This window comes from Alicyclobacillus herbarius DSM 13609, from assembly GCF_000430585.1.
In the GTDB taxonomy this organism is placed as follows: Bacteria; Bacillota; Bacilli; order Alicyclobacillales; family Alicyclobacillaceae; genus Alicyclobacillus_G; species Alicyclobacillus_G herbarius.
Genome location: NZ_AUMH01000015.1, coordinates 1 through 22538 on the forward strand (window position 1 = coordinate 1; position 22538 = coordinate 22538).

General features: G+C 56.7%; 28 protein-coding genes. 24 read left to right on the forward strand and 4 right to left on the reverse strand.

The window, feature by feature from the left end; genetic code table 11:
- Window positions 1-215, reverse strand: a 215-nt coding sequence (locus H522_RS21090) for a DUF4277 domain-containing protein (protein WP_155836366.1), incomplete at its 3' end; no start/stop codon positions are given.
- A gap of 240 nt (window positions 216-455) precedes the next feature.
- On the opposite strand from H522_RS21090, the gene H522_RS21550 reads away from it, so the two are divergent.
- From H522_RS21550 to H522_RS0111070, 12 genes are all read left to right on the forward strand, one after another.
- Entirely contained in the window at window positions 456-1343 is an 888-nt protein-coding gene (locus H522_RS21550) for a hypothetical protein (protein WP_155836368.1), read from the forward strand.
- Between the two features lie 14 nt (window positions 1344-1357).
- Window positions 1358-1639 (forward strand): hypothetical protein, encoded by a 282-nt coding sequence (locus H522_RS0111015; RefSeq protein ID WP_026962351.1) that lies wholly within the window; start codon window positions 1358-1360, stop codon window positions 1637-1639.
- Between the two features lie 131 nt (window positions 1640-1770).
- Entirely contained in the window at window positions 1771-2892 is a 1122-nt protein-coding gene (gene ald / locus H522_RS0111020) for an alanine dehydrogenase (protein ID WP_026962352.1), read from the forward strand.
- A 166-nt stretch (window positions 2893-3058) separates the two neighbouring features.
- Window positions 3059-3439, forward strand: a complete 381-nt coding sequence (locus H522_RS20600; RefSeq protein WP_051344193.1) for a cupredoxin domain-containing protein — start codon at window positions 3059-3061, stop codon at window positions 3437-3439.
- 26 nt (window positions 3440-3465) lie between these two features.
- Entirely contained in the window at window positions 3466-3774 is a 309-nt protein-coding gene (locus H522_RS0111035) for a metal-sulfur cluster assembly factor (protein WP_026962353.1), read from the forward strand.
- Window positions 3775-3950: 176 nt separating this feature from the next.
- Complete coding sequence (sufC, locus tag H522_RS0111040; RefSeq protein WP_026962354.1) at window positions 3951-4736, forward strand: Fe-S cluster assembly ATPase SufC; 786 nt, start codon at window positions 3951-3953, stop codon at window positions 4734-4736.
- 13 nt (window positions 4737-4749) lie between these two features.
- Window positions 4750-6045 (forward strand): SufB/SufD family protein, encoded by a 1296-nt coding sequence (locus tag H522_RS19010; protein WP_051344194.1) that lies wholly within the window; start codon window positions 4750-4752, stop codon window positions 6043-6045.
- The gene (locus H522_RS0111050; RefSeq protein ID WP_026962355.1) at window positions 6042-7274 is read left to right on the forward strand and encodes a cysteine desulfurase; all 1233 of its coding nucleotides are present in this window, start codon (window positions 6042-6044) and stop codon (window positions 7272-7274) included. The genes H522_RS19010 and H522_RS0111050 overlap by 4 nt, the downstream gene beginning before the upstream one ends.
- Window positions 7261-7698 carry a Fe-S cluster assembly sulfur transfer protein SufU gene (sufU, locus tag H522_RS0111055; RefSeq protein WP_026962356.1) on the forward strand — a complete coding sequence of 146 codons (438 nt, stop codon included), beginning with the start codon at window positions 7261-7263 and terminating at the stop codon, window positions 7696-7698. Before H522_RS0111050 ends, sufU begins: the two co-directional genes overlap by 14 nt.
- 45 nt (window positions 7699-7743) lie before the next feature.
- Window positions 7744-9141 carry a Fe-S cluster assembly protein SufB gene (gene sufB / locus H522_RS0111060; RefSeq protein ID WP_026962357.1) on the forward strand — a complete coding sequence of 466 codons (1398 nt, stop codon included), beginning with the start codon at window positions 7744-7746 and terminating at the stop codon, window positions 9139-9141.
- Between the two features lie 4 nt (window positions 9142-9145).
- Complete coding sequence (locus tag H522_RS0111065) at window positions 9146-9454, forward strand: Rieske (2Fe-2S) protein (RefSeq protein WP_026962358.1); 309 nt, start codon at window positions 9146-9148, stop codon at window positions 9452-9454.
- An 85-nt stretch (window positions 9455-9539) separates the two neighbouring features.
- Entirely contained in the window at window positions 9540-9989 is a 450-nt protein-coding gene (locus H522_RS0111070) for an RrF2 family transcriptional regulator (RefSeq protein WP_026962359.1), read from the forward strand.
- Between the two features lie 93 nt (window positions 9990-10082).
- Here the strand turns inward: H522_RS0111070 and H522_RS0111075 are convergent, their stop codons facing one another.
- Window positions 10083-10373, reverse strand: a complete 291-nt coding sequence (locus H522_RS0111075; protein ID WP_026962360.1) for a hypothetical protein — start codon at window positions 10371-10373, stop codon at window positions 10083-10085.
- Between the two features lie 115 nt (window positions 10374-10488).
- Between H522_RS0111075 and H522_RS0111080 the strand changes: the two genes are divergently transcribed.
- The 4 genes from H522_RS0111080 (at window position 10489) to H522_RS0111095 (ending at window position 13724) form a co-directional block, all read left to right on the forward strand.
- Window positions 10489-11028, forward strand: a complete 540-nt coding sequence (locus H522_RS0111080) for a peroxiredoxin (RefSeq protein WP_026962361.1) — start codon at window positions 10489-10491, stop codon at window positions 11026-11028.
- Between the two features lie 326 nt (window positions 11029-11354).
- Complete coding sequence (locus H522_RS0111085; RefSeq protein ID WP_273366800.1) at window positions 11355-11927, forward strand: fatty acid metabolism transcriptional regulator FadR; 573 nt, start codon at window positions 11355-11357, stop codon at window positions 11925-11927.
- 23 nt (window positions 11928-11950) lie between these two features.
- A complete protein-coding gene (locus tag H522_RS0111090) occupies window positions 11951-12721 on the forward strand; it encodes an electron transfer flavoprotein subunit beta/FixA family protein (RefSeq protein ID WP_026962363.1) in 771 nt (256 codons plus the stop codon).
- Window positions 12722-12737: 16 nt separating this feature from the next.
- Window positions 12738-13724: an electron transfer flavoprotein subunit alpha/FixB family protein gene (locus H522_RS0111095; RefSeq protein ID WP_026962364.1), complete on the forward strand. Its 987-nt coding sequence runs from the start codon at window positions 12738-12740 to the stop codon at window positions 13722-13724.
- A gap of 130 nt (window positions 13725-13854) precedes the next feature.
- On the opposite strand, the gene H522_RS21555 is transcribed toward H522_RS0111095, so the two are convergent.
- Window positions 13855-13998: a hypothetical protein gene (locus tag H522_RS21555; protein WP_155836370.1), complete on the reverse strand. Its 144-nt coding sequence runs from the start codon at window positions 13996-13998 to the stop codon at window positions 13855-13857.
- A 200-nt stretch (window positions 13999-14198) separates the two neighbouring features.
- Between H522_RS21555 and H522_RS0111105 the strand changes: the two genes are divergently transcribed.
- The 4 genes from H522_RS0111105 to hutH all read left to right on the forward strand — a co-directional run bounded on the left by H522_RS0111105 (window position 14199) and on the right by hutH (window position 16969).
- On the forward strand, window positions 14199-14528 hold the full coding sequence (locus tag H522_RS0111105; protein WP_026962365.1) for a hypothetical protein: 330 nt from the start codon (window positions 14199-14201) through the stop codon (window positions 14526-14528).
- A gap of 12 nt (window positions 14529-14540) precedes the next feature.
- Window positions 14541-14990 (forward strand): hypothetical protein, encoded by a 450-nt coding sequence (locus H522_RS0111110; protein WP_026962366.1) that lies wholly within the window; start codon window positions 14541-14543, stop codon window positions 14988-14990.
- Window positions 14991-15046: 56 nt separating this feature from the next.
- A complete protein-coding gene (locus H522_RS0111115) occupies window positions 15047-15250 on the forward strand; it encodes a hypothetical protein (protein WP_155836372.1) in 204 nt (67 codons plus the stop codon).
- 198 nt (window positions 15251-15448) lie between these two features.
- Window positions 15449-16969, forward strand: a complete 1521-nt coding sequence (gene hutH / locus H522_RS0111125) for a histidine ammonia-lyase (protein ID WP_026962368.1) — start codon at window positions 15449-15451, stop codon at window positions 16967-16969.
- Window positions 16970-17075: 106 nt separating this feature from the next.
- On the opposite strand, the gene H522_RS19015 is transcribed toward hutH, so the two are convergent.
- Window positions 17076-18581 (reverse strand): class II fumarate hydratase, encoded by a 1506-nt coding sequence (locus H522_RS19015; protein WP_245578090.1) that lies wholly within the window; start codon window positions 18579-18581, stop codon window positions 17076-17078.
- Window positions 18582-18826: 245 nt separating this feature from the next.
- On the opposite strand from H522_RS19015, the gene H522_RS19020 reads away from it, so the two are divergent.
- Genes H522_RS19020 through H522_RS0111150 form a run of 4 tightly spaced genes read left to right on the forward strand, consistent with a single transcriptional unit; the run spans window position 18827 to window position 22523 of the window.
- Window positions 18827-19717 (forward strand): inositol monophosphatase family protein, encoded by an 891-nt coding sequence (locus H522_RS19020; RefSeq protein ID WP_035453590.1) that lies wholly within the window; start codon window positions 18827-18829, stop codon window positions 19715-19717.
- Between the two features lie 2 nt (window positions 19718-19719).
- On the forward strand, window positions 19720-21297 hold the full coding sequence (locus H522_RS0111140; RefSeq protein WP_081412079.1) for a nicotinate phosphoribosyltransferase: 1578 nt from the start codon (window positions 19720-19722) through the stop codon (window positions 21295-21297).
- A 59-nt stretch (window positions 21298-21356) separates the two neighbouring features.
- Window positions 21357-22301: a 4-hydroxy-3-methylbut-2-enyl diphosphate reductase gene (locus H522_RS0111145; protein WP_026962370.1), complete on the forward strand. Its 945-nt coding sequence runs from the start codon at window positions 21357-21359 to the stop codon at window positions 22299-22301.
- 27 nt (window positions 22302-22328) lie between these two features.
- Window positions 22329-22523, forward strand: a complete 195-nt coding sequence (locus H522_RS0111150; RefSeq protein WP_026962371.1) for a hypothetical protein — start codon at window positions 22329-22331, stop codon at window positions 22521-22523.
- Window positions 22524-22538 lie beyond the last annotated feature (15 nt).

The following is a 22538-nucleotide window of genomic DNA, read 5'->3' on the forward strand; positions in this document are numbered from 1 at the left end:
TGCCGTTCATAGAAACGTTGTACCCGATAGAGGGCTTTTCTGTCCGTCAGAATATTGATGAGAAGGGCTTTAATCCGTACCCCGACCGAAACACGGCAGTCTTCGGGTTTGACTGGAACAATCGCATCAATACGCTCCACCCATTTCAATCGCCGTATGAGTTCAGCGAATACGGGAGCTGCTTCAACCTGAAATTGCGATATGGGTTCAATCAACTGGAAATCCTCCGTGCCATGTTGCGATGGATGAAAGATTTCGCTGTGAACCCCCGTAAACCCTTTGGAAAATTACTGAACCACCCTATATCAGGCGCGGAATCTGTGGTGAAAGACCAACCGTATGATGTTGAACACCTCAGAGAGCTTCCACAAATCCCGTTTTCTGAAGCGCTTCATGACCGAATCCTGCACGTGGTTCAAAATCAAGACGCGACCACGGCAAGAGGCGCAAGGCGTTTGCGTAGACGATGGAACCTATTGATAGCGGCAGGTGGGATGTTAGCCGCAGCTATGGCCATCGTCGCCGTTTTATCAACAAATGTTGCATCACCGCCGCGTCCGAATGCGGTCTCGCATACAGATTTCGCAACGAATTCGAATCCAAATGGGTTACCTTCGGAAGACTCTTTATCACCTGTGGTCTCTTCACCGCTGTATGTTCATCCGGCTCCCGTTCAGGTCGTATCTGTCTGGACAGGGGCTGACGCCGAACACCCTGGTGAGTGGGTGAACGCCCGTATTCGTAATCGTGGCTCGGTGCCTCTCGGGCGTTACGACGTCATCGGGGTCTTGGGCTTTGGCCCCGGGGCCAATCCGAATGACATGCTGCATTATCAGCGCCTCGTCCTGACCAATGGTCCGGATAATCCGATTCAGCCTGGAAAAGAAGGGGTTTGGTCATTTCGCCCGGTCGGTCTCACGACTCGTGAACTGAGCAATCAAGTGCCACCACACCTTTGGTTTTTGCAAGCCGACAAGGCTTCCCGTGTTTCGACTGGCGCCCCGTGGAAGCCGGTTTCCACATTGGCAATCCGGAATCTCCGCCTGACTTCAGGGCCGACGGCGAAGCAGGCGCGGGTCTATGGCGTGCTCGTCAATCGTTCAGGCACAAAGGTGTCCCTGGCGGGCAAATGGGCGATTGTGTGGCTGGCTCCGCGCGACGTTTCGGACTGGACGAGTCCACGGGCGTTACGGTTTATTACGACTCTCAAATGGGCTACCGGCGGCGCAAAGTCGCTTGCCGGTGGGACGGCACTCGCGGTATACTTTCCGCTGCTGGGACCAGAGACCGATTATCGCCAACTGGTACCGCATATGGTTCTGGTCCAATCGTCCGAAGGTTAATGCGGGGTGGTCAATTGACGACGCGGTTCAGTTTGAGTGAACTTGCGGAGATGTTACACGCACCCGTCGAACTCATTCGCCAGGCAGTGGATGATTTGGCAGAAACGGGGGAACTTACGGCGGAATCTTTCGTTTATGGAGAACGAAATTGGCGCGTGGCCCCAAGTGACGTAAAGCGGGTACAGGATTGGATTCAGGAGCACGAGGGTTCAGTGGGGCATGTGCAACCCAAGGCCGTCCGGCGCGTACGCCGAAAACGGGTGATTCGCAAGGATGGGGCCATGGGTCCGACCTAATTCGGTTGCAGTAGCGGAGTGTCTGATCTACACTGTGGGCGGGCTTTTCGGTGCTCTCAACGAATGGATTCCGTCGGTGAAGGGAACCGCCAGAACAGGGCATGGTGAATGTCGAGAAGAAGGTGCGAAGAATGAAGATTGGGGTCCCAAGAGAGATTAAAAACAACGAAAATCGCGTTGCCATTACACCTGCAGGTGTTCATACCCTGGTTGGAGCAGGACACGAAGTATATATTGAAACCAGGGCCGGGGAGGGAAGCGGTTTCACGGATGACGATTTTATTCAGGCGGGTGCCCAAATTTTAACGTCTGCCGCTGACGTTTGGGAACAGACCGACATGGTAATCAAGGTCAAAGAGCCTCTGCCTGAGGAATATGGATATTTCCGCAAGGACTTAATCCTATTCACGTATCTCCATTTGGCGCCACTGCCCGAGTTGACGAAGACGCTTATGGACAGTGGGGTCACGGCAATCGCATATGAGACGGTACAACTTCCGGACGGAAGCCTGCCGTTGTTGACGCCGATGAGTGAAGTGGCTGGGCGTATGTCGATTCAAGTGGGGGCCCACCATCTGGAGCGGCCTCATCAAGGGTTGGGTGTCTTGCTCGGTGGAGTACCCGGGGTTCCAGCAGCGAAGGTAGTTGTTGTCGGCGGGGGAACGGTTGGCTTGAACGCAGCCCGGATTGCGCTTGGGATGGGGGCGAATGTATCCATCCTGGATATCAATCCAAGCCGGCTGGCGTACATTGATGAGGTCTATCAAGGACGTATCCAGACCGTGATGTCCAACGACTACAATTTGTACGAACAGCTCCAGGATTGCGACCTGCTGATTGGTGCTGTTTTGATTCCAGGGGCACGGACGCCGAAGATCGTCAAGACGGATATGGTCAAGTCGATGAAGAAAGGCAGCGTGATTGTCGACGTCGCCATTGACCAGGGCGGATCGGTCGAGACGATTGATCGGATTACCACGCACGATAACCCGACCTACGAGAAATTCGGAGTCGTACACTATGCCGTAGCCAACATGCCGGGGGCAGTGCCGCGGACCTCGACGTTCGCCTTGACCAACGTCACCATCCCGTACGCATTACAAATTGCCAACAAGGGTGCAAAGCAGGCGGTTCGTGACAATGGCGCTTTGGCGCGCGGGGTGAACGTGATGGAGGGGAAGCTGACTTATGAGGCGGTCGCGAAGTCTTTGGATTTCCCTTATACCCCGCTCGCTGACGTGATTCATGCATAACTTCCATCCATCTTTATATCAAGGACGCGGATCACGCCCGGTTGCAGCCGTTTTTCCATGAATCGGGCGTGGTTCGCGTGGAACGCGAGCACTACAGCGCCCTTTTGGTGTATCATAGGCATTGCAGGGGATTTCCGAAGCCCGCTCGGGGAGGAGACCGCAAGATATGAAGACCTGTTGGGCCATGCCGTTTGTGGCAGGAGTGGTCGCGCTTACAGTGGGAGGATGTGGACAGGCAAGCCAACCGGCATCCCAGGTGCCAGCGGATGCGGTGAAAGTCAACGTGGTTGCGTCCGATTTTAAATGGTCTCTGAGCAGGACCGACTTTGTAGTTGGAAAACCCATCGATTTCGTGGTCAGTTCAAAACAGGGGACACACGGTTTTTCGATTGACGGCACCAACATCAGTCAAACCGTCTCCCAGGGGGACAATCCGGTCGATGTGGTGTTTACGCCCAAAAAGACAGGGACGTATACCATTCGTTGCGACGTCTTTTGCGGTTCAGGGCATGCCGATATGGTCGCCAAATTCCATGTGCATCAATAAGGCACACGGCGGAAAGGATGAGGTGAATGGTCACTGAAGAGCAAGTCCGCAGTGCGTTAACCGAAGTTTTGGACCCGGAAATTCAGATTGATATCGTAAACCTAGGGATGGTTTACGGGATTGACATTTCGGAGGATGGAAAAAAGGTTAAAATCACGATGACGTTGACCACCATGGGGTGCCCCGCGTACGACATGCTGCGTGATGAAATCATTGAGCGGGTGGGAAGCTTCGAAGGTGTCGAAGACGTCGAGGTCGAGCTGACGTTTGATCCGCCTTGGGATAAGGATATGATGTCGGAGGAAGCAAAGTTAGTGTTCAAGTACCTGTTCTAAGCAACGGATTTTCAGACGCTTGCAATTTTCGATTCATGTGGTACGCTGAAGTTGAAACATGACTTGAGCAGTCAACTTTTAGAGGCGGTCCGGAATGGATGAAACGCCCCGTTCTCTTTCTGGATGCGCTGCTCCACTTCGACGACGTTGATTTCGCTGGAAAAGAGGTTGGTTGCATGTCGACTCCAGTTCTGAACATCGAAGACCTGCATGTGGCGGTCGAGGAGAAAGAAATTGTCAAGGGACTGAGCCTTGAGATAAAAGGCGGAGAAATTCACGCGATTATGGGCCCCAACGGGACCGGGAAAAGCACCCTGGCTTCCGCGCTGATGGGCCATCCAGCCTATGCCGTGACAGGCGGGAAGGTGACTTTGGATGGCGAGGACATCTTGGCGATGTCCGTCGATGAGCGTTCCCGGGCTGGGCTGTTCTTGGCGATGCAGTACCCGGCCGAAGTGCCCGGTGTATCAAACGCCAACTTCCTACGTACAGCTTTGAACGCGCGCCGTGGGGAAGGCAATGAGCTCCCAGTGATCAAGTTCCACCGTTTACTGCAGCAAAAGATGAAAGACCTAAACATCGACCCGTCCTTCGCGGAGCGTTATTTGAACGAAGGGTTCTCAGGGGGCGAAAAGAAGCGGAATGAAATCCTGCAGATGAGCCTCTTGGAACCAAAGATTGCGATTTTGGATGAGATTGACTCCGGATTGGATATCGACGCTTTGAAACTGGTTGCGGATGCTGTGAACCAACTCCGCTCGCCGAAGACCGGGTTTCTCATCATCACGCACTATCAGCGCCTGCTTCAATACATCGTGCCGGATTATGTGCATGTGATGATGCAGGGCCGCATCGTCAAGTCTGGTGACAAGACGTTGGCTGAGTATCTGGAGGCCAACGGGTATGATGCTCTAAAACGGGAACTCGGCATTGTCGACGAAACGGTCGGCGCCGAAGCGTAAGGAGGGGCGGCGCATGAGTATGGAAACTTCGACCCACTCTCCGTATGTATCGGAACTGGCTCGGCGCTTTCAGGAACCAGACTGGTTGGTCAAGCAGCGCGAAGAGGCGTTCGCCTCGTTTTCCACGATGCCGTCGCCTAAACTGGAGAAGACCGACCTGCGTAATCGTCCTTGGAATCTCGAAGCCATTCCCAGTGCCACCACAGGGGAGGCCGGAAGAGCAGCCCGCGCGTTGCTGGAGGGCGCCAAGAACGTGGGGAGCGCCTGTATCTATGTACGCGACGGGGTCTTGATAGAAGCCATCATCCCAGAAGCTTTGTCGGCGCAGGGGGTTTACTTAGCCGATTTGCACGCCGCTGTAAAAGCGCAAGAGGAGCTGGTACGGCGGTACCTGTATTCGGTCGTACGGCCGAATGAGAGTAAATGGGCGGCGTTGAATGCGGCGTTGTGGCATGGGGGATTATTTTTGCATGTGCCACGCGGCGTGACGGTCGACACGCCAGTTCACTTTATCTACGAAGAAACAGCAGCCGGACGAGGTGCCTTGCCCAGAGTGTTGCTGGTTCTAGAGGATGAAGCGGCCGTCACGTTTTCCGAAGCCTATGTGTGCACGGAAGACCGAGACGCGGGGCTGATTCATAGCAGCGTCACCGAGGTCGTTGCGGGGGCTGGGGCCAAAGCGGTCGTAGCGAGCCTCAGCCGCTACAGCAAAGGGCCGACCAACTTTTTCACGCGGCGAGCTCTCCTGGCCAAGGATGCGTCCGTGGACTGGGTGGTCGGTGACGTGAGCGACGGTTTTACCGTTGGACTTGTCGAGTCCCGCCTCGAAGGACCGGGATCGCGCTCCACCACGCGTGGGTTTGGCTTAGGCTATGGCCGGCAACGGCTGGATTTCACCGCCAGTATGGAACATGTGGGCCATCACTCGGAGAGTGACATCACCCTGTTCGGGGTGATGCGCGGGCGCGCCAACAGCACCTATCGCAGCTCCACCCACATTTGTCGAGGGGCCAATGAGGCGAGTAGCGAACAGCACGACCGCATGCTGATGCTAGGTTCCAGGGCGCGCGCGGAAGCAATCCCGATGCTGCTCATTGACGAAAATGATGTCCAACGCTGCGGTCACGCGGCAAGTGTCGGGCGGATCGACGAAAATCAGGTGTATTACCTGATGGCGCGCGGGATCCCGAAGGCGGAAGCGGAACGCATGATTATCTGGGGATACTTACATCCCCTCGTGGACGCTGTGCCGAGCGAACCCTGGCGGGCTGAAGTGGCATCCTGGATTGATGGGGAGCTGACATTATGAACGTGGAGGACATCCGCAAGGATTTTCCGATCTTTGAACAGGTCATCAACGGTCATCCACTCGTCTATCTGGACAGCGCGGCGACCTCCCAGAAACCGCGCTCTGTCATCGAGGCTGTGGACCGTTATTACCGGGAAGCGAATTCCAACGTGCACCGGGGCGTGCACACGCTCGGCTCGCGCGCGACGGAGGCCTATGAATTGGCGCGGGAAAAGGTGGCGCGTTTTATCCATGCTCCGTCTGCCGATCAGGTGATCTTCACCAGAGGGACTACGGAATCGTTAAACATGATTGCGTATGGATACGCGCGCGTGAAACTGCGTGAAGGGGACGAAATCGTCCTTACGCCGGCTGAACACCACAGCAATCTGATTCCGTGGCAGCAGGCGGCCCGTGCCACCGGTGCCCAGCTGAAATACATTCCCCTGCAGCCGGACGGAACCATTACACTCGAGGATGTGCGGGCGACCATTACGCCGCAAACCCGACTGGTTGCGATAGCGCAGGTATCCAATGTGTTGGGGACCATCTACCCGATTCGAGAGATTGCTGAACTCGCCCACGCAGTGGGGGCGGTTCTGGTTGTGGACGGTGCGCAAAGCGTTCCCCACATGCCGGTCGATGTACAAGAGCTGGATTGCGACTTTCTGGCCTTCTCTGGACACAAGATGTGCGGTCCGACGGGGGTCGGTGTTCTCTACGGCAAGCGGGAGCGGTTGGAGGAAATGGAGCCGACCTATTTTGGCGGCGAAATGATTGACGTGGTCGAGCTGTATGAGGCTTCGTGGAAGGAAATCCCCTGGAAGTTCGAAGGGGGGACACCCATTATCGCTGGAGCTATCGGCCTAGGTGCGGCGGTGGACTATTTGACGGAAATTGGCATGGATGAAATTCGGCGTCACGACCGCGAAATTACCGCGTACGCCTTGGAACGCCTGCGGGCGGTACCTGGGGTTACCGTCTACGGCCCGGAAGGTGCAGAGGACCGGGGCGGACTGGTGACCTTCAACGTAGACGGGGTTCACCCGCACGACGTGTCGACCGTCCTCGATTCTGAAGGGATTGCGATTCGCGCTGGACACCATTGCGCGCAGCCGTTGATGCGCTGGCTGCAGGTTCCGGCGACGGCGCGGGCGAGCTTCTATCTGTACAACACGAAGGCCGATGTGGACGCATTGGTGCACGGCCTGAATACCGTGAAGGAGTTCTTCCAACATGCAATTGGATGATTTATACCGTCAGGTCATCATGGATCATTATCAGCACCCGCGCAACCAGGGACGCCTGACAGAGACCACGGTCAGTGTCGATCTGCGCAACCCGAGCTGCGGCGATGAAATTACGCTGCAACTGCAGGTGGACGGGGACGTTGTCCGCGATGTTCGGTTTCAAGGTTCAGGCTGCTCCATCTCGATGGCTTCTGCGTCCATGATGACCGAAGCCATAAAAGGGCAATCTTTGTCTGACGCCTTAGAGTTGGCCAGTGTGTTTCGGGCGATGATTCGTGGCGAAGCTATTGATACGGAGGCGCTCGGAGACCTGGAATCTTTGCAGGGGGTTTCGAAATTCCCCGCACGTGTCAAGTGTGCACTGTTGGCTTGGCAGGCGCTTGAGAAGGCTGTTTCTGGACAGACAGATCATCAACCCGAATGAACGGGTATTCGATTGTAAGTTGGTCTGAAAAGGAGGAGATACGAAATGGCCAAATCACTCCCGGAACTGGAAGAGTATCAGTATGGCTTTCGGGATAAGGACATCTCCGTGGTCAAGTTCCAAAAGGGGTTAAACCGTAAGATTGTCGAAGAAATTTCGATGATGAAAAACGAGCCCGGCTGGATGACCGACTTTCGCCTGCGTTCGCTGGAGATCTTCCAATCCAAGCCGATGCCGACCTGGGGCGGCGACCTGTCCGAATTAGACTTTGACGACATCACGTATTACGTGAAGCCGACCGAGCGCCAGGGCAAGACCTGGGATGATGTCCCCGAGGAGATTAAGAATACGTTTGATAAACTGGGGATTCCGGAGGCGGAACAGAAGTTTTTAGCCGGGGTATCGGCGCAATACGAGTCCGAAGTGGTTTATCACTCAATGAAAAAGGAACTAGAAGAACAAGGGATTTTGTTCATGGACACCGACTCGGCGCTCCGTGAGCACCCAGAGATCTTTAAGCAGTACTTTGGCACGGTCGTCCCGCCGGAAGACAACAAGTTCGCAGCTCTGAACAGCGCGGTTTGGAGTGGCGGCAGCTTCATCTATGTGCCGAAAGGTGTCAAGGCGGAGGTTCCGCTGCAGGCGTACTTCCGGATCAACTCGGAGAACATGGGACAATTCGAAAGAACGTTGATCATCTGTGATGATGACAGTTTTGTCCACTATGTCGAAGGGTGCACGGCGCCGATTTACAGCACCAATTCACTGCACAGCGCGGTAGTGGAAATCGTCGTCAAAGACCGGGCGCGCTGTCGCTACACCACCATCCAGAACTGGGCGCCGAACATTTATAATCTGGTCACTAAGCGGGCGGTCGCATATAAGGATGCCACCATGGAATGGGTCGACGGCAACATCGGATCGAAGTTGACGATGAAGTATCCAAGCGTCTACATGATGGAAGAAGGAGCCAAGGCGATGGTTCTGTCGATTGCCGTGGCAGGCAAGGGGCAGCACCAAGACGCTGGCGCCAAGGTGATCCACAACGCGCCGAATACTACGTCGACCATCGTTTCGAAGTCCATCAGTAAGCGTGGCGGAAAGACGACGTATCGCGGATTGGCCAGCTTTGGTCCGAATGCCCGTGGTGCGAAGGCGAACATTAAATGCGACACGCTCATCTTTGACGAGGACTCAACCTCGGACACGATTCCGCATAACGAGATTATGAACGATGATGTGACGCTGGAACACGAAGCGTCTGTGTCCAAGGTCAGTGAAGAACAGCTGTTCTATCTGATGAGTCGGGGCATTTCTGAAGAGGATGCCACACGCATGATTGTCATGGGCTTTATCGAGCCGTTTACCCGTGAACTGCCGATGGAATATGCGGTAGAAATGAATCGTCTGATTAAGTTCGAAATGGAAGGGTCCGTGGGTTAAACACATGGCTTGGATAAAGGTTGCGAGTGCTGCTGAGGTTCCGATTGGCCACATGATTCGTGTCGAGGTTGAGGATGAAGAAATTGCGATATATCACCTGGAAGATGGCTGGTACGCGACTTCGGCCATCTGTACACACGCATACGCAGATTTAACGACTGGTAGTTTGGACGGGGCAGTGGTCACTTGTCCAAAGCACGGTGGGCAATTTGATGTAAGAACCGGTGCTGCGGTCAAACTTCCGTGTGTCGTTGCGCTCGCAACCTTTGCGGCTGAAGTGCGAGGAGAAGACGTGTATATCGACTTCGAATAGGCATGTTTGGCGGCAGCGTGGTCTACTTCTTGTTGCCGCCGCGCACGAAAGCCGTTCCTTATCCGGTATAACGGGGGGAATTTCGGTGCGAGTTTCAAGCAAAACGGAGTATGGGTTGCGGGCCATGGTGGCATTGGCCCAGCTGGCGAGCAACGAACGTCCAGTGTCGCTGCCGCGAATCGCGGATCAGGAAGGGATTCCCGAGCAGTACCTGGACCAGATTGTGGCACGCCTGCGGCGGGCTGGATTCGTAAAGAGTGTTCGAGGTGTCAACGGTGGCTATCTCTTGAGTCGCCCTCCAGAAGACATTCGCATCGGTGAATTAGTCAGAGTCTTAGAGGGAAGTTTGTCACCGATAGGTTGCATCAGCGAGGAAAATGAATCACCCGGAGACTTTTGCGGGTTGTACAAGACCTGTCACACACGCAGTGTTTGGCTTCGTGTGATGGACGCGGTCACACAAGCCTTGGACAGCATCTCGCTGGCGGACGTGATGCATGATGACGTGCCGGTTACGACACAGCGGAACGGTTAATTCCTTTCCGAACAAAGTTGGTATAGCCTTAGGATGGAGGCGGCTGCGCGTGTTCAGCACGGCCGCCTCTTTCGCATTACGGGACGCGCATTCTCATGAATGCTCCTCCTTGAACCCTAAGTCGACCTTTGGCAAGTGCTGAATTTCTTCCAGGGATCTGTCCCGCTCAGCACAGGCATCTAAGTATTCACGGTAAAGGGCTTCGACGTCAGAGTGACGCTTTAGGATATCTTCATCCAAGATGAGATGGTTGCCCGACTTGTCATACGCAATGTGGTGGCTTGGGTTATATCCGTGATCCCGTAGGACAGACAGCAGCTTGGATAAAAGCTTTGTGACTTTCAAGTGTGCAGTGCTCCAACGTTCGGAAATCGGTGCGCTCATAGCCAAAACCCTTCCTTTCCTGATTTGAAGCGATGCGACTGGGTATAGTATAATCCAGGTGAAATGGCTTCGCCAACTTTTGGTTATCCAAATTCCCATGTAGGAGGTAGTGGTCATGCCGTTGGTGGGTCGCCCTGCTCCGGACTTTGACATGTTGTCTACGAAAAACCTGAAGACGTTGAATGAGCGCGTGAAACTGTCCGATTACAAAGGCAAATGGCTCGTGCTGTTCTTCTATCCGCAGGATTTCACGTTTGTCTGCCCGACGGAAATCCTCGCGATGAACGAACGGTTGCAGGAGTTTAAGGACCTGGACGCGGAGGTGCTGGGTGTGAGCACCGACAGCGTCCACAGCCACAAGGCCTGGCTTGAAACACCGCGGGACAAGAACGGCCTGGGCGGGATTGGCTATCCGTTGGCAGCCGATTTTACCAAGGAAGTAGCTCGCAAGTATGACGTGCTGATCGAGTCCGAGGGCGTGGCTCTGCGCGGATTGTTTATCATCGATCCGGAAGGTATCCTGCGGTATCAGGTGGTTCACGATTTGAACATTGGCCGCAGTGTCGACGAGACGCTTCGCGTCTTGGAGGCCTTGCAGGCGGGCGGAATGTGCCCGGCAAACTGGAAGCCTGGGGATAAACTGCTCGAAGTTTAAAGTATGTGCCGGTATAACGCTTAAACAGCCCTGTTCTTAGGGTTGCCCAGTTCCCAAGGACATCCGAATAAAACAAGGGGTTCAGTTTCGGGCTGAACCCTTTTTTCCTTGTACGCACCCAAAGATGCCTCCTCTTACTCGAACGGATGTCTAGGGGGGATACATTCACCTCCGGATGCGGATAAAGGCAAACTGCGGTGAACGGAGTAACCCGATTGACAGGGGGGTGTCCTCCCATTACAATAGGTTTGACTGAATGAGGATTCATTCATAAGGAGGGGAGGCGCATCGTCAACCGTCGGGATGAATCCAAGTATGACGCCATTTTGCGAGCTGCGGTGGAGGTTATGGCAGAATCCGGATACCATCACGCGCAGATCGCCCGCATCGCTCGCATCGCCGGGGTTGCTGATGGCACCGTCTATCTGTACTTTAAGAACAAAGAGGACATTTTGGTCTCCTTGCTGAGACGCTCCATCGAAAAAATCGTGGAAAAACTCCAGGCCTCAATGTGTTCGATGGACGGGGCTGCGGACAAATTGGACTATCTGGTTCACTTGTATTTGCGTGAATTGGGGGCAGATCCCAAGCTGGCGATGGTCACGCAGGTTCACATGCGCCAAGTTGACGCGGGGATTCGAAGGGCTATTGGGGAGTTTATGAAACCGCTTTACGATGTCTTGGATGGCATCATTGAGGATGGGGTTCGGCAAGGCGTCTTCCGGCCTTCGATGGACCGGCGTATTGCCCGGCGGATGATTTTTGGCACCATCGACGAGACGGTCACCGCATGGGTTTTGACGGGCAGCAAATACGACCTGCATGCGCAGGCGGACGCTGTGGTGGATGTGCTGCTGAACGGACTGAAGGTACGCCCGCAGGTACATCAAGTGCGTTAAGAACGTAGGAAGGGGTGTCGTAGGTGAACATCATCGTGTGCCTCAAGCAGACGTTTGACACTGAGGAGCGGATTGTACTCGAAAACGGGGTGATTAAAGAGGACGGAGTGCGCTTTGTCATCAATCCGTACGACGAGTACGCAGTCGAGGAAGGCATCCGCTTAAAGGAAGAGTATGGCGGCGAGGTGGTGGTCGTCTCTGTGGGGCCCACGAGGACCGAGGAGGCGCTCCGGACAGCCCTGGCGATGGGGGCTGATGAGGCCATCTTGGCCGACGATGAGCAACTATTCGGGGATGAATATACGGTGGCACGGGTTTTGGCCGCCATCATTCGGCAGCGTGAGTATGACATCATTCTGGCCGGAAATCAGGCGGTGGACGACGGATCGGGCCAGGTGGCCGTTCGTCTCGCCGAGGAGTTAGGAATTCCGCACATTTCGACCCTCACCAAGCTGGTGGTGGAAGGGGATAAAGTCGTTGGATACCGGGATGCCGAAGGGGATGAGGAACATGTGGAAGGAAAACTTCCAATTCTCGTTACGGCACAACAAGGGCTGAATGACCCTCGCTATCCTTCCTTGATTGGCATCCGTAGGGCAGGCAAGAAACCGTTGACACACGTGACGCTGGCGGATTTGGGACTGTCCCAAGAGGATATCCGTCCCCGTACGGAAGTCGTAGAGACGTTTCTGCCGGCTCCGAAACAAGCGGGTCGAATTTTGAGCGGAGATCTCGAAGAGCAGGTCGCGGAACTGGTTGCGTCCCTGCGCAATGTAGAAAAAGTGATTGACTGAGAGGTGGGATGCCAAAATGGGGAAAAAAGTGCTCGTGGTCGCGGATGTACGCCATGGTAAGCTACGCAATGTGACGTACGAAATGTTGGGGGCTGCGTTGACGATTGCGGAGGGCAGCCCGATTGCCGCGTTGATTCTAGGGGATGGCGTCAAGTCGCTCGGCGAAGGTTTGGGCGATTACGGGGCTGACGTGGTGTATGTGGTGGACAATCCACACTTAAAGGACTACACGCCGTCGGCGTACCGGAAAGCGGTTCTGGAGACCATCTCGAGATTCTCTCCAGACGTCGTGTTGTTTGCTCATTCGGCCATTGGCAAAGACCTGGCGCCGATGGTCGCGATGCGCCTTGGCGCCGGACAGGTTTCGGATGTGGTGAATCTCAGCGTGGAGGGAGAACACATTGTCTTCACGCGCCCCATCTATGCGGGCAAGGCGTTTACCAAGGTGGTCGTCCGTGAGGGGGTGACGATTGCCACCATCCGTCCCAACAACTTGGAAGCGGCCGGTGCAGGACAGGGCAAGGCCGGGACGATAGAAACCGTGGACGTGACACTGGAGCCGGTCGACTTGTCGACCACTGTGCGCGAAATTGTGCAGAAGGCGACCGGGGGGGTCGACCTGTCGGAAGCGAAGATCATCGTTTCTGGTGGCCGGGGTGTGAAGAGCGCAGAGGGGTTCAAACCTTTGTATGAGCTGGCCGAAGCGTTGGGCGGCGCCGTCGGTGCGTCTCGAGGCGCATGTGACGCCGGGTATTGTGATTATGCCTTGCAGATTGGCCAAACGGGGAAAGTGGTCACCCCAGACCTGTATATCGCGTGCGGCATTTCCGGCGCCATTCAGCACCTGGCAGGCATGTCCAACTCCAAGGTCATCGTGGCTATCAATAAAGACCCGGAAGCCCCCATCTTCCAGGTGGCCGATTATGGGATTGTCGGCGACTTGTTTGAGGTTGTACCGAAGATTACGGAGGCCGTCCGCCAACTCAAGGCGCAGGGCGTGTAGGTCGGTTCTGCGTCCAGTGCGGATTAGGAAGATAGAGAGTCGCAAAAATGCGAACAGGGCGGGGTATCCCGCCCTGTTCATTCACCGAGCTGTCTATGTATGCGTGACGCACGCAAGCTGTAGGAACGTCCTACTTGCCCGTGTTCGCTTCCTGTACCAAGGGCAGCGCGGCATCGACGCCCGCCACATGTGGAAACGGTGGCTGCGGGCGGAAGGTGAAAAAGGCGACAATGATTAAAATAACGACGAATGCGACCTCAAAAACCCTCCTCATGATACTTTGGCCTCCTTCTTCACAATTGTACCCAAATTGGACAACAACCGTTCCGGCGTACGTGACATATTGTAGCAGACCGGAAGCCAGCCTGCACCCGCTTGCAGGGGTTAGGGATGGCTCGCTACACTGGATTTGAACCGAAAGGTAGTCCGGAAAGGCCTTTTCGGACACGTATTGGAAACTAGGAGGCAAAGCCGTTGGATCCGTTAGACTGGACCCATCAGTGGGATGATTACGAAATGATGATGTACGCATGCACCGACCCCGGTGAGGAGGGGATCCGCATGCAGGTGAGTCGGCGCATACAGCGCGACGGCGCAGAGGAATGGGAGATGCTGTATGACCGGAAGCTCATCGACTTGCCTTCCCCACCGCCGGCGATCGACAATCCGGCAGATTTGGAGGATTGGGAAGAATCGGTGTTGCGGACGCACCTGCATGAACACCCGCAACTGGTGACCGAGGAAAAACAGTTTTTGGCGAAGTGGTTGGATGGGCAAGCCAATCCTTCGCTCGAATCGACCTAGGGGGAATTGAGCGTGGCAAAGCGGCGAAAGAAATCCACCCCTCAGAGCGTGGAATTCCAAGATAAGCCGGACTATGCGTGGGATCCGCTGGACGACTCGTCCCCGTCAGAGAGGCAGCGAAAGAATCAGCCGGACCACGAACACGGCGGGAAGGTGGTACAGCCAACGCCTGCAGCGAGTCTGCGGGAAGCCTTGCCAGAGTCGGTCCTGCAACAGCTGCAAGACCTGCATCGGGAGGTGGAGCAGCAGGCCGCTCTGACGCAACCAGTTGGACGCTCGGGCGGTAAAAAATCAGCACGGACGAAGCCGACGGGTAAGCGGCATGACGAGAAGTCCGAGCTCGGCGCGGAGGACGAAGAACCGACCTTTGCCGAGTTGTTCAGTCCAGATACGGAAACTGAGGAACCTTCCTTTGCCGAACTTCTACGCGAGTCGCGCTTGGATTGGCGAAAGTTTAAGTGATGGAATGCGGTCGACCAACGCTTCGCTGGTGCTTGGAAATCGAAGGCCGTGTCGGGATGGTGCGTGACATTGTGTCCGTCTTGGCCGAAGCGGGCGCCAACGTGGAAGCGATGGAGGTGGTGGCACGTGTGGTCTACATCCGTTTTCGCCTCGCCACGAGGATGCACCGCACGTTCGTCGGCGGATGTGTGGAGGATATCTGGTCCGATTTGACCCAAGCGCTATCGGCGGCGGAAGGGACAGTCGGAAGGGACAGGTGATTAGGGGGGAGGTAGGTGAGCGAGTCGGGCAGGACGATGAGACGAGACATACGCTACGAAGTTATATGGCAAATAAAAACAAATGAAGAGGCAGCGGCCCAATGTCGGGTCGCTTTTTTGTTGGCTAAAGCGCTAATGAACCATAAAGCATCGTAGGAAATCCCGATTCGGGCAGACTGACAAAAGGAGGAACGTGCCATGCAGGAACGAAAAGTGATGTTGGACGGGCAGACCCTAACCCCAGAAATGGTGATGGAGGTTGTGGCGGGAGCACAGGTTGAGGTGACGGATGCCGCCTGGGAAAGGGTCCGTGCGAGCCGCGCTCGGATTGAAGAGCAGGTGCAGGCTGCGCGTGTCGTCTACGGTGTGACGACAGGTTTTGGAAAATTGGCCGACGTGCGGATTGATGGAGGCGACCTCAGCAAACTGCAGATGAACCTACTCCGATCTCATGCCGTAGGAGTCGGGCAGCCGCTGTCCACGGACGTAGTGCGGGCCATGCTGACTTTGCGGGCCAACGCTCTCGCCAAAGGGTTTTCCGGCATTCGCGAGGAAACTTTGCGTCTCCTGATTGAGATGGTGAATCGGCGCGTGCATCCGGTTATCCCCAGTCAAGGGTCACTGGGGGCGAGCGGGGATTTGGCCCCGCTGGCACACATGGCGCTGGTCCTGATTGGCGAAGGGAAGGCGGAGTTTCATGGTCGCGTTCTCCCCGGAGCCGAAGCCCTGGCTAAGGCCGGGCTCAAACCCGTCGAGCTGATGGCTAAGGAAGGGCTAGCGCTGATTAACGGCACGCAGGCGATGACGGCGATTGGGGTCCTCGCCCTGACGGAAGCCGTTCATGTCGGTCTGGCCGCGGATGCCGCGCTGGCGTTGACGATGGAGGCCTTGGAGGGGATTGCGGATGTCTTTGACGAGGAGTTGTTGCGGGTTCGCCCGCACAAGGAATTCCTGGCGGTTGCGGGGCGCCTGCGGCAATGGTTGGCAGGCAGTCAGCGGGTCTCCCGACAAGGGATCTTGCGCGTGCAGGACGCCTATTCACTGCGCTGCGGTCCGCAGGTACACGGATCATCCTGGCAGACCATCGAGTACGTGCGGGATCGGCTGCTGGTGGAGATAAATTCGGCCACCGATAATCCGATTGTGCTTGAGGACGGCCGTATTCTCTCCGGGGGTCACTTTCATGGCCAGCCGATTGCCATCGCGATGGACCTGCTCAAAATCGGGGCGGCGGAGTGGGGGAACATCTCCGAGCGTCGCACCGAGCGCATGGTCAACCCTCAGCTCAGTGGTTTGCCGGCGTTTCTCGCGCCAGACCCAGGACTTCAGTCTGGCTTCATGATTACGCAGTACGTGGCGGCGGCGCTGGTTTCCGAGAACAAGGTGTTGGCCCACCCGGCCAGCGTGGATTCCATTCCATCCTCGGCCAACCAAGAGGATCACGTCAGTATGGGGACGATTGCGGCCCGCCAGTGCCGGCAGATGATTCACAACGTGGCGCACGTCATCGCCATCGAAATGGCCTGCGCGGCGCAGGCCATTCACCTGCAGCAGGCGGAAGGATATCTGGCTCCGGCCACTCGCAACCTGCTCCAAAAAATTCGCGCTTTCATTCCTGCGGTTACGGACGATACGTCCCTGTCGGAACCCTTAGAACGACTCGCGTCGGCCATCCTGGCGGGGGAGGTTCCCGGGTTTCATCCGGCCGATGTCCAGTGAAGCAAGACCAAACGTGTCCGCTGCGGGAGATTCGGCCGACCCGAAGGCGGGAATCTACTCCCGCCAAGTCGGCCTGGCGGCCGTTATGCGACGCGGTGAATCGTCGTTAATCGCCCGTTTCCGGGTGCGGGGGCTGTGCCGGGGCGGACGATTGCGGACGGCTGAAAGCCGACGTCCCCTGTAGCGCGTCGAAACTTGGGTTCCCCTGCGGGCGTGTTCTTTGCACGACTTGGGACAAGACATCTACGTCGAGTGCGCGGTCGAGGGCCCCCGCGTCGATGCCGAGTTGCACCCCCGCATCGCGCAGGCTGAGGTTGTGCGCCAGGGCGTGTCTGACGATGCGGGAGGCGGTATCGTATCCGACCTCCACGTTTAAGGCGGTGGCGAGCGAAAGTGAGTGTTCGGCGTAGCTGCGGCAACGGTCCCGGTTTGCCCGAATCCCACGCACGCACTTGTCCGTGAAGGCCTCGACTGCATTCGCGAGGATTTGGATTTCGTGCAGGAAATTCGCGGCCATGACCGGCATCATGACGTTGAGTTCCAGTTGCCCAGCTCCTCCTGCCTGGGCGACAACCGTGTCACACCCTTGCACCTGATACATCACCATGTTCAGCATCTCCGCCAGCACCGGGTTGACCTTTCCCGGCATAATCGACGATCCCGGCTGTACTGCGGGGAGTTCGATTTCCGCGAGCCCGGTTCGTGGCCCGGAGGACAACAGGCGCAGGTCGTTGGCGATGCGCTGCAGCGCCAGCGCGAGGTTACGCAGGGCTGCACTGACCCAGACGACTTCGTCCGGGTTTTGATTGAAGGTGAACGGGTTTTCCGGCAAGCAAAAGGCCAGTCCGGTGAATTGGGCAATATGGGCCACCGCAGCTTCGGCGAAACCGGGCGGCGTGTTGATGCCCGTTCCTACGGCGTTCCCGCCCAACCCGATGGGTAAAAGATTGGCAGCGGCCTGTTCCAGCCAACGGCGATGCCGTTCGATGTTGTGGGCATACCCGTAGAATTCGTCGCCCAGGCGCATGGGTACCGCATCCTGCAGGTGCGTGCGGCCGGACTTGACGACGTCCATAAATTCGTTGCCCTTTTGCTTGAGGGCGTCGGTCAAGCGGGCCAGTGCCGGATCTAGCTGGTGCGCGAGCAGTTCCATACCGGCAATCTGCATGGCGACATGGATGGTGTCATTGGTCGACTGGGAGCGATTGACGTCATCGTTCGGGTGCACCAGCGAATAGTCTCCGCGCGCCCCTCCCAACAATTCGGCGGCACGTGAGGCAATGACTTCGTTGGCGTTCATGTTTTGCGACGTTCCGGCTCCGGCCTGGTAAACGTCGACCCGAAACTGGTCGTCCAGCTTTCCCTCAATTACTTCGCGCGCCGCCTGACAAATCGCTTCCGCTTTTTGTGTCTCCATGACGCCGAGCTCAGCGTGCGCCCGCGCTGCCGCCCACTTAATGATTCCCTGCGCGCGGATAAAGGCCCGCGGCAGACGCAGGCCGCTGATGGGGAAGTTCTCGATGGCGCGCGCCGTCTGGGCGCCGTAGTAGGCGCTCTTCGGAATGCGGACTTCGCCAAGCGAATCACGGGCAATGCGTGTTGCGTCGGTCACGAATGTCCCTCCCATCGGGATTGGTTTCAGTTACCAGTATTCCATACCGATGCTTTTTTAGCATACAATCCAGTGCGGTGCACGACGTGGATCGTGGCGATTTTGCGCAAAGTATGTTAAAGATCTAGAGAGCACGAGTGTGTGGGCGGTAGATCCCCGACAGACCATGGTAGAAACCGGTCTGCTTGGTTGTAGAGGGCATCGGACAGGCCTGCCAATCGCAATTCGACGAGAGGTTGTTGACATTGGCGCATGCATGGGAACAGCGGTTTTCGGTCGCTCTAGCTGCTGCGCTGGAGGCAGGGCGGTATTTCTATTCGCGTCGGTTTAGTGACAAAGAGGTTCGGAGTAAGTCTTCACCGAGCGATTTGGTGACGGATGTCGATCCGAAGTGTGAAGAAATCATTCGTCGGCACGTTCGTTCCGCCTATCCGGAGGATGCGATTTTAGGCGAAGAAACGACGGCGCCTGGTTCTGAGGCGGCTCGCAAGGCGGCCAGCCAGGCGACCGATGAAAAGCGGGTGTGGGTGGTCGATCCGCTCGATGGTACGACCAATTTCGTTCAACAAATCCCCCTGTCGGCGGTGTCCGTTGCCTACGCAGAGCGGGGACAACCGGTCATCGGGGTCGTGTTTGACCCGTACCGGTCCGAGGTGTTTCTCGCCGTTCGTGGAGAGGGGGCATACCTCTGCAGCGAGCAGGAAGCGGAGGTGTGGCTCTGCTCCAAGCGCCGGGAGGGTCTGCCGGGAACCCGGTTGCAGGCTTCCAGTCAAGAAGATATCCAGAAGAGTGTGGTCGCGACCGGGTTTCCTTCTCGTCAGCCGGTGCGCGAAAGCCGCGCGGCCGCATTGGCCATCGCAACACGGGTCAAGAGCCTGCGTGTACTCGGGACGGCCGCCATCGAAATGGCGTATGTCGCCGCGGGAAGACTGGACGCCTACTGGGAATATGACCTCAACGCCTGGGACCTCGCGGCTGGCGCGCTGTTGGTGCAGGAGGCGGGCGGCAGCGTCCTGGATGTGGATGAGAACCCTTATGACCTGACGTTGCGTAACGTGGTCGCCGCAGGGCGGGAAGCTCTGGCCAAAGCGCTGTGCGAACAGATTCACCGGGCTGCCCGAACAGGGGATGAATGAAGATGGAAGTAAGTGTCCGACAGCCGCTGACCGAGGCACGCGAGAAAGCGGACGCCGCCGTCGTGGCGCGCGCTCGGGAGCGGATTGAAGAGATTTCGGCCAACGCCGTCTATCGTGATCGTCGATTGTCCCTCCTGACCGACCTGTATCAGCTGACCATGATGTATGGCCAGTACCGGCAAGGGCAGGATGGACAGCGGGTCGTGTTCGATTTGTTTTACCGCAGCAATCCGTGCGGCAATGGCTACGTCATCGCGGCGGGGTTGGAGCAGGTGGTCTGGTACCTGCACAACCTTCGTTTCACCGAGGAAGATATCGCGTATCTGCGTAGTCTGCAGTTGTTTGACGAGGATTTCCTGAACCGTCTGCGCGGTCTGCGTTTCACAGGCGACTTGTACGCTGTGCCGGAAGGGACGATTGTCTTCCCGAATGAACCCCTGCTGCGGTTTGAAGGGCCAATCTTTGAACTGCAGTTTGTGGAATCGGCCGTCTTATCGTTTATCAACCATCAGAGTCTCATCGCCACCAAGGCGCAGCGCATCGTGGATGCTGCACAAACAGACCGGCGGCATCCGGGGGCCAAGGTGCTGGAAATGGGGCTTCGCCGCGCCCAAAACGCAGACGCGGCGATTTTCGGCGCTCGAGCGGCCTTCATCGGCGGCTGCGCGGCAACCAGCAACCTTTTGGCTGGGCAGGCCTACGGGATTCCGGTGGTCGGGACGATGGCGCACAGCTGGATTCAGAGTTTCCCCAGTGAACTGGATGCCTTTCGGGCTTACGTGGATACGTTTCCGGATCAGGCCATCTTGTTGGTCGATACGTATGACGTGTTGCAAAGCGGCGTTCCCAACGCGATTCAAATCGCCGGGGAGTTGGCCGCCAAGGGCAAGCGGCTATTGGCGATCCGCATCGACAGCGGCGACCTGGCCTATCTGTCGAAGCGGGCGCGAGCGATGCTGGATGAGGCTGGGCTGCAGGACGTCGGGATTATCGCGTCGTCCGACCTGGACGAACGAACGATTCGAGAGCTGATCCTTCAGGAGGCGGAGATTACCGATTGGGGGGTCGGCACCAATCTCATCACGAGCAGCGGCTGTCCGGCGTTGGGGGCGGTCTATAAACTCGTGGCCCAGGAAGCCAACGGGTACATGGTGCCGAAGATCAAGGTCTCCGAAAACCCGGTCAAAATCACGAATCCAGGACGGAAACAACTGTTGCGTTTGTACGTGCAGGGTTACGCTTCGGCCGACTTGATTGCACTGGCGGATGAATCGTACACTGCCAATCGGCCGCTGGAGTTGTTTGATCCGGTGCATACCTATAAGCGCAAGGTGCTGCGTGAATACGAGATTGAATCGCTTTTGACTCCCATTTACCTGAATGGGGAACTGGTGTATGAACTTCCGGACATTCGGGCAATACGCCGGCGAGTGGAAGACAACATCAGCCGCTTTTCGTCGGAAGTGCTACGGCCAGTGAATCCCCATATTTATCACGTCGACTTGTCGCAGAAGCTGTGGGACTTGAAACAACAGCTGTTGCGCGCATGGCGGCCAGAACGCATGCGGGGACCCGAATGAATAAGGGGACAGAGTGCATAACGGATCGGAATTCTAAGAGGAGAGAGGAGGAGTAGGTAATGAAGGTGATTCGCATTACACCGCGTGGGTATTGCCATGGGGTTGTGGATGCTATGGTGCTGGCGCGGCAGGCGGCGGAGGATAAGTCTCTGCCAAGGCCCATCTACATCCTGGGGATGATTGTTCATAACCAGCATGTGGTCGACGCCTTTGAAAAGGTCGGCATTATCACACTGGACGGTGCCAACCGCCTCGAGCTGCTGGAACAAGTCAAGACGGGGACGGTGATTTTCACCGCCCACGGGGTCTCCCCGGAGGTCAAGCGGCGGGCCGCCGAGCGAGGATTGCGCGTCATCGACGCGACGTGCCCAGATGTGACGCGGACACACGATTTAATCCGTGACAAGGTCCGGGAAGGGTATGAGATTGTCTACATCGGTCGCAAGGGTCACCCAGAGCCGGAAGGTGCCTGTGGCGTGGCTCCCGGTCACGTGCATCTGATTGAAAATGAACACGACATTGAACAACTCAACTTGACCAATGCGAAGATTGCCGTGACCAATCAGACCACCATGAGTCAGTGGGATACCGCCCATTTGATGGACGCGGTGAAACAAAAGTACCCGCAGGCGGAAGTTTACAATGAACTGTGCATGGCCACGCAAACCCGGCAGCAGGCGGTGGCCGAACAGGCGAAAGAAGCCGACCTGTGCATCGTAGTGGGCGATCCCCGCAGCAACAATTCCAATCGCTTGGCGCAAGTGTCCGAAGAAATTGCTGGGACCAAGGCGTATCGCGTCGCGGATGTAAGCGAGATAGAGCGCGAGTGGCTGATGGGGGTAAAGACGGTGGCCGTCACCGCCGGTGCTTCCACGCCGACCGCCATCACCACGGAGGTCATCGCGTATCTGGAACAGTTTGACGAGGCCGATCCGTCGACCTGGGTGCCTGAGCGCACCGTACAAGTGGAGCGGATTTTACCGGCGCCAAGGCGTCATGCGTAATGTCTTGAACGGACAGGAGAGGTGCGCGTGGTTTTGACGGTAGTCGTTGCCGTGTTGTTTATTCTGGCGGCCGTCTGTTGGTTCCTGCGCCGAAAAGTGATGCGCGGGTTGTTTGCAACCCTCGCAATCCTCTTCTTCCTTGCGTTTTTCGCCCTGTTGGGCTACATCATTGGCTATCAAGCAGGGATGCACGGGGTACACGTACTTGACGTTTTGATCTAAGTTTTGTTCGGGCTA

Excerpts from the sequence above, each read along its gene's own strand:
- ald (WP_026962352.1), top strand. The coding sequence starts at position 1,771 with ATGAAGATTGGGGTCCCAAGAGAGATTAAAAACAACGAAAATCGCGTT.
- H522_RS20600 (WP_051344193.1), top strand. The coding sequence starts at position 3,059 with ATGAAGACCTGTTGGGCCATGCCGTTTGTGGCAGGAGTGGTCGCGCTT.
- H522_RS0111035 (WP_026962353.1), top strand. The coding sequence starts at position 3,466 with ATGGTCACTGAAGAGCAAGTCCGCAGTGCGTTAACCGAAGTTTTGGAC.
- sufC (WP_026962354.1), top strand. The coding sequence starts at position 3,951 with ATGTCGACTCCAGTTCTGAACATCGAAGACCTGCATGTGGCGGTCGAG.
- H522_RS19010 (WP_051344194.1), top strand. The coding sequence starts at position 4,750 with ATGAGTATGGAAACTTCGACCCACTCTCCGTATGTATCGGAACTGGCT.
- H522_RS0111050 (WP_026962355.1), top strand. The coding sequence starts at position 6,042 with ATGAACGTGGAGGACATCCGCAAGGATTTTCCGATCTTTGAACAGGTC.
- sufU (WP_026962356.1), top strand. The coding sequence starts at position 7,261 with ATGCAATTGGATGATTTATACCGTCAGGTCATCATGGATCATTATCAG.
- sufB (WP_026962357.1), top strand. The coding sequence starts at position 7,744 with ATGGCCAAATCACTCCCGGAACTGGAAGAGTATCAGTATGGCTTTCGG.
- H522_RS0111065 (WP_026962358.1), top strand. The coding sequence starts at position 9,146 with ATGGCTTGGATAAAGGTTGCGAGTGCTGCTGAGGTTCCGATTGGCCAC.
- H522_RS0111075 (WP_026962360.1), bottom strand. The coding sequence starts at position 10,373 with ATGAGCGCACCGATTTCCGAACGTTGGAGCACTGCACACTTGAAAGTC.
- H522_RS0111080 (WP_026962361.1), top strand. The coding sequence starts at position 10,489 with ATGCCGTTGGTGGGTCGCCCTGCTCCGGACTTTGACATGTTGTCTACG.
- H522_RS0111095 (WP_026962364.1), top strand. The coding sequence starts at position 12,738 with ATGGGGAAAAAAGTGCTCGTGGTCGCGGATGTACGCCATGGTAAGCTA.
- H522_RS21555 (WP_155836370.1), bottom strand. The coding sequence starts at position 13,998 with ATGAGGAGGGTTTTTGAGGTCGCATTCGTCGTTATTTTAATCATTGTC.
- H522_RS0111115 (WP_155836372.1), top strand. The coding sequence starts at position 15,047 with ATGGTGCGTGACATTGTGTCCGTCTTGGCCGAAGCGGGCGCCAACGTG.
- hutH (WP_026962368.1), top strand. The coding sequence starts at position 15,449 with ATGCAGGAACGAAAAGTGATGTTGGACGGGCAGACCCTAACCCCAGAA.
- H522_RS0111140 (WP_081412079.1), top strand. The coding sequence starts at position 19,720 with ATGGAAGTAAGTGTCCGACAGCCGCTGACCGAGGCACGCGAGAAAGCG.
- H522_RS0111145 (WP_026962370.1), top strand. The coding sequence starts at position 21,357 with ATGAAGGTGATTCGCATTACACCGCGTGGGTATTGCCATGGGGTTGTG.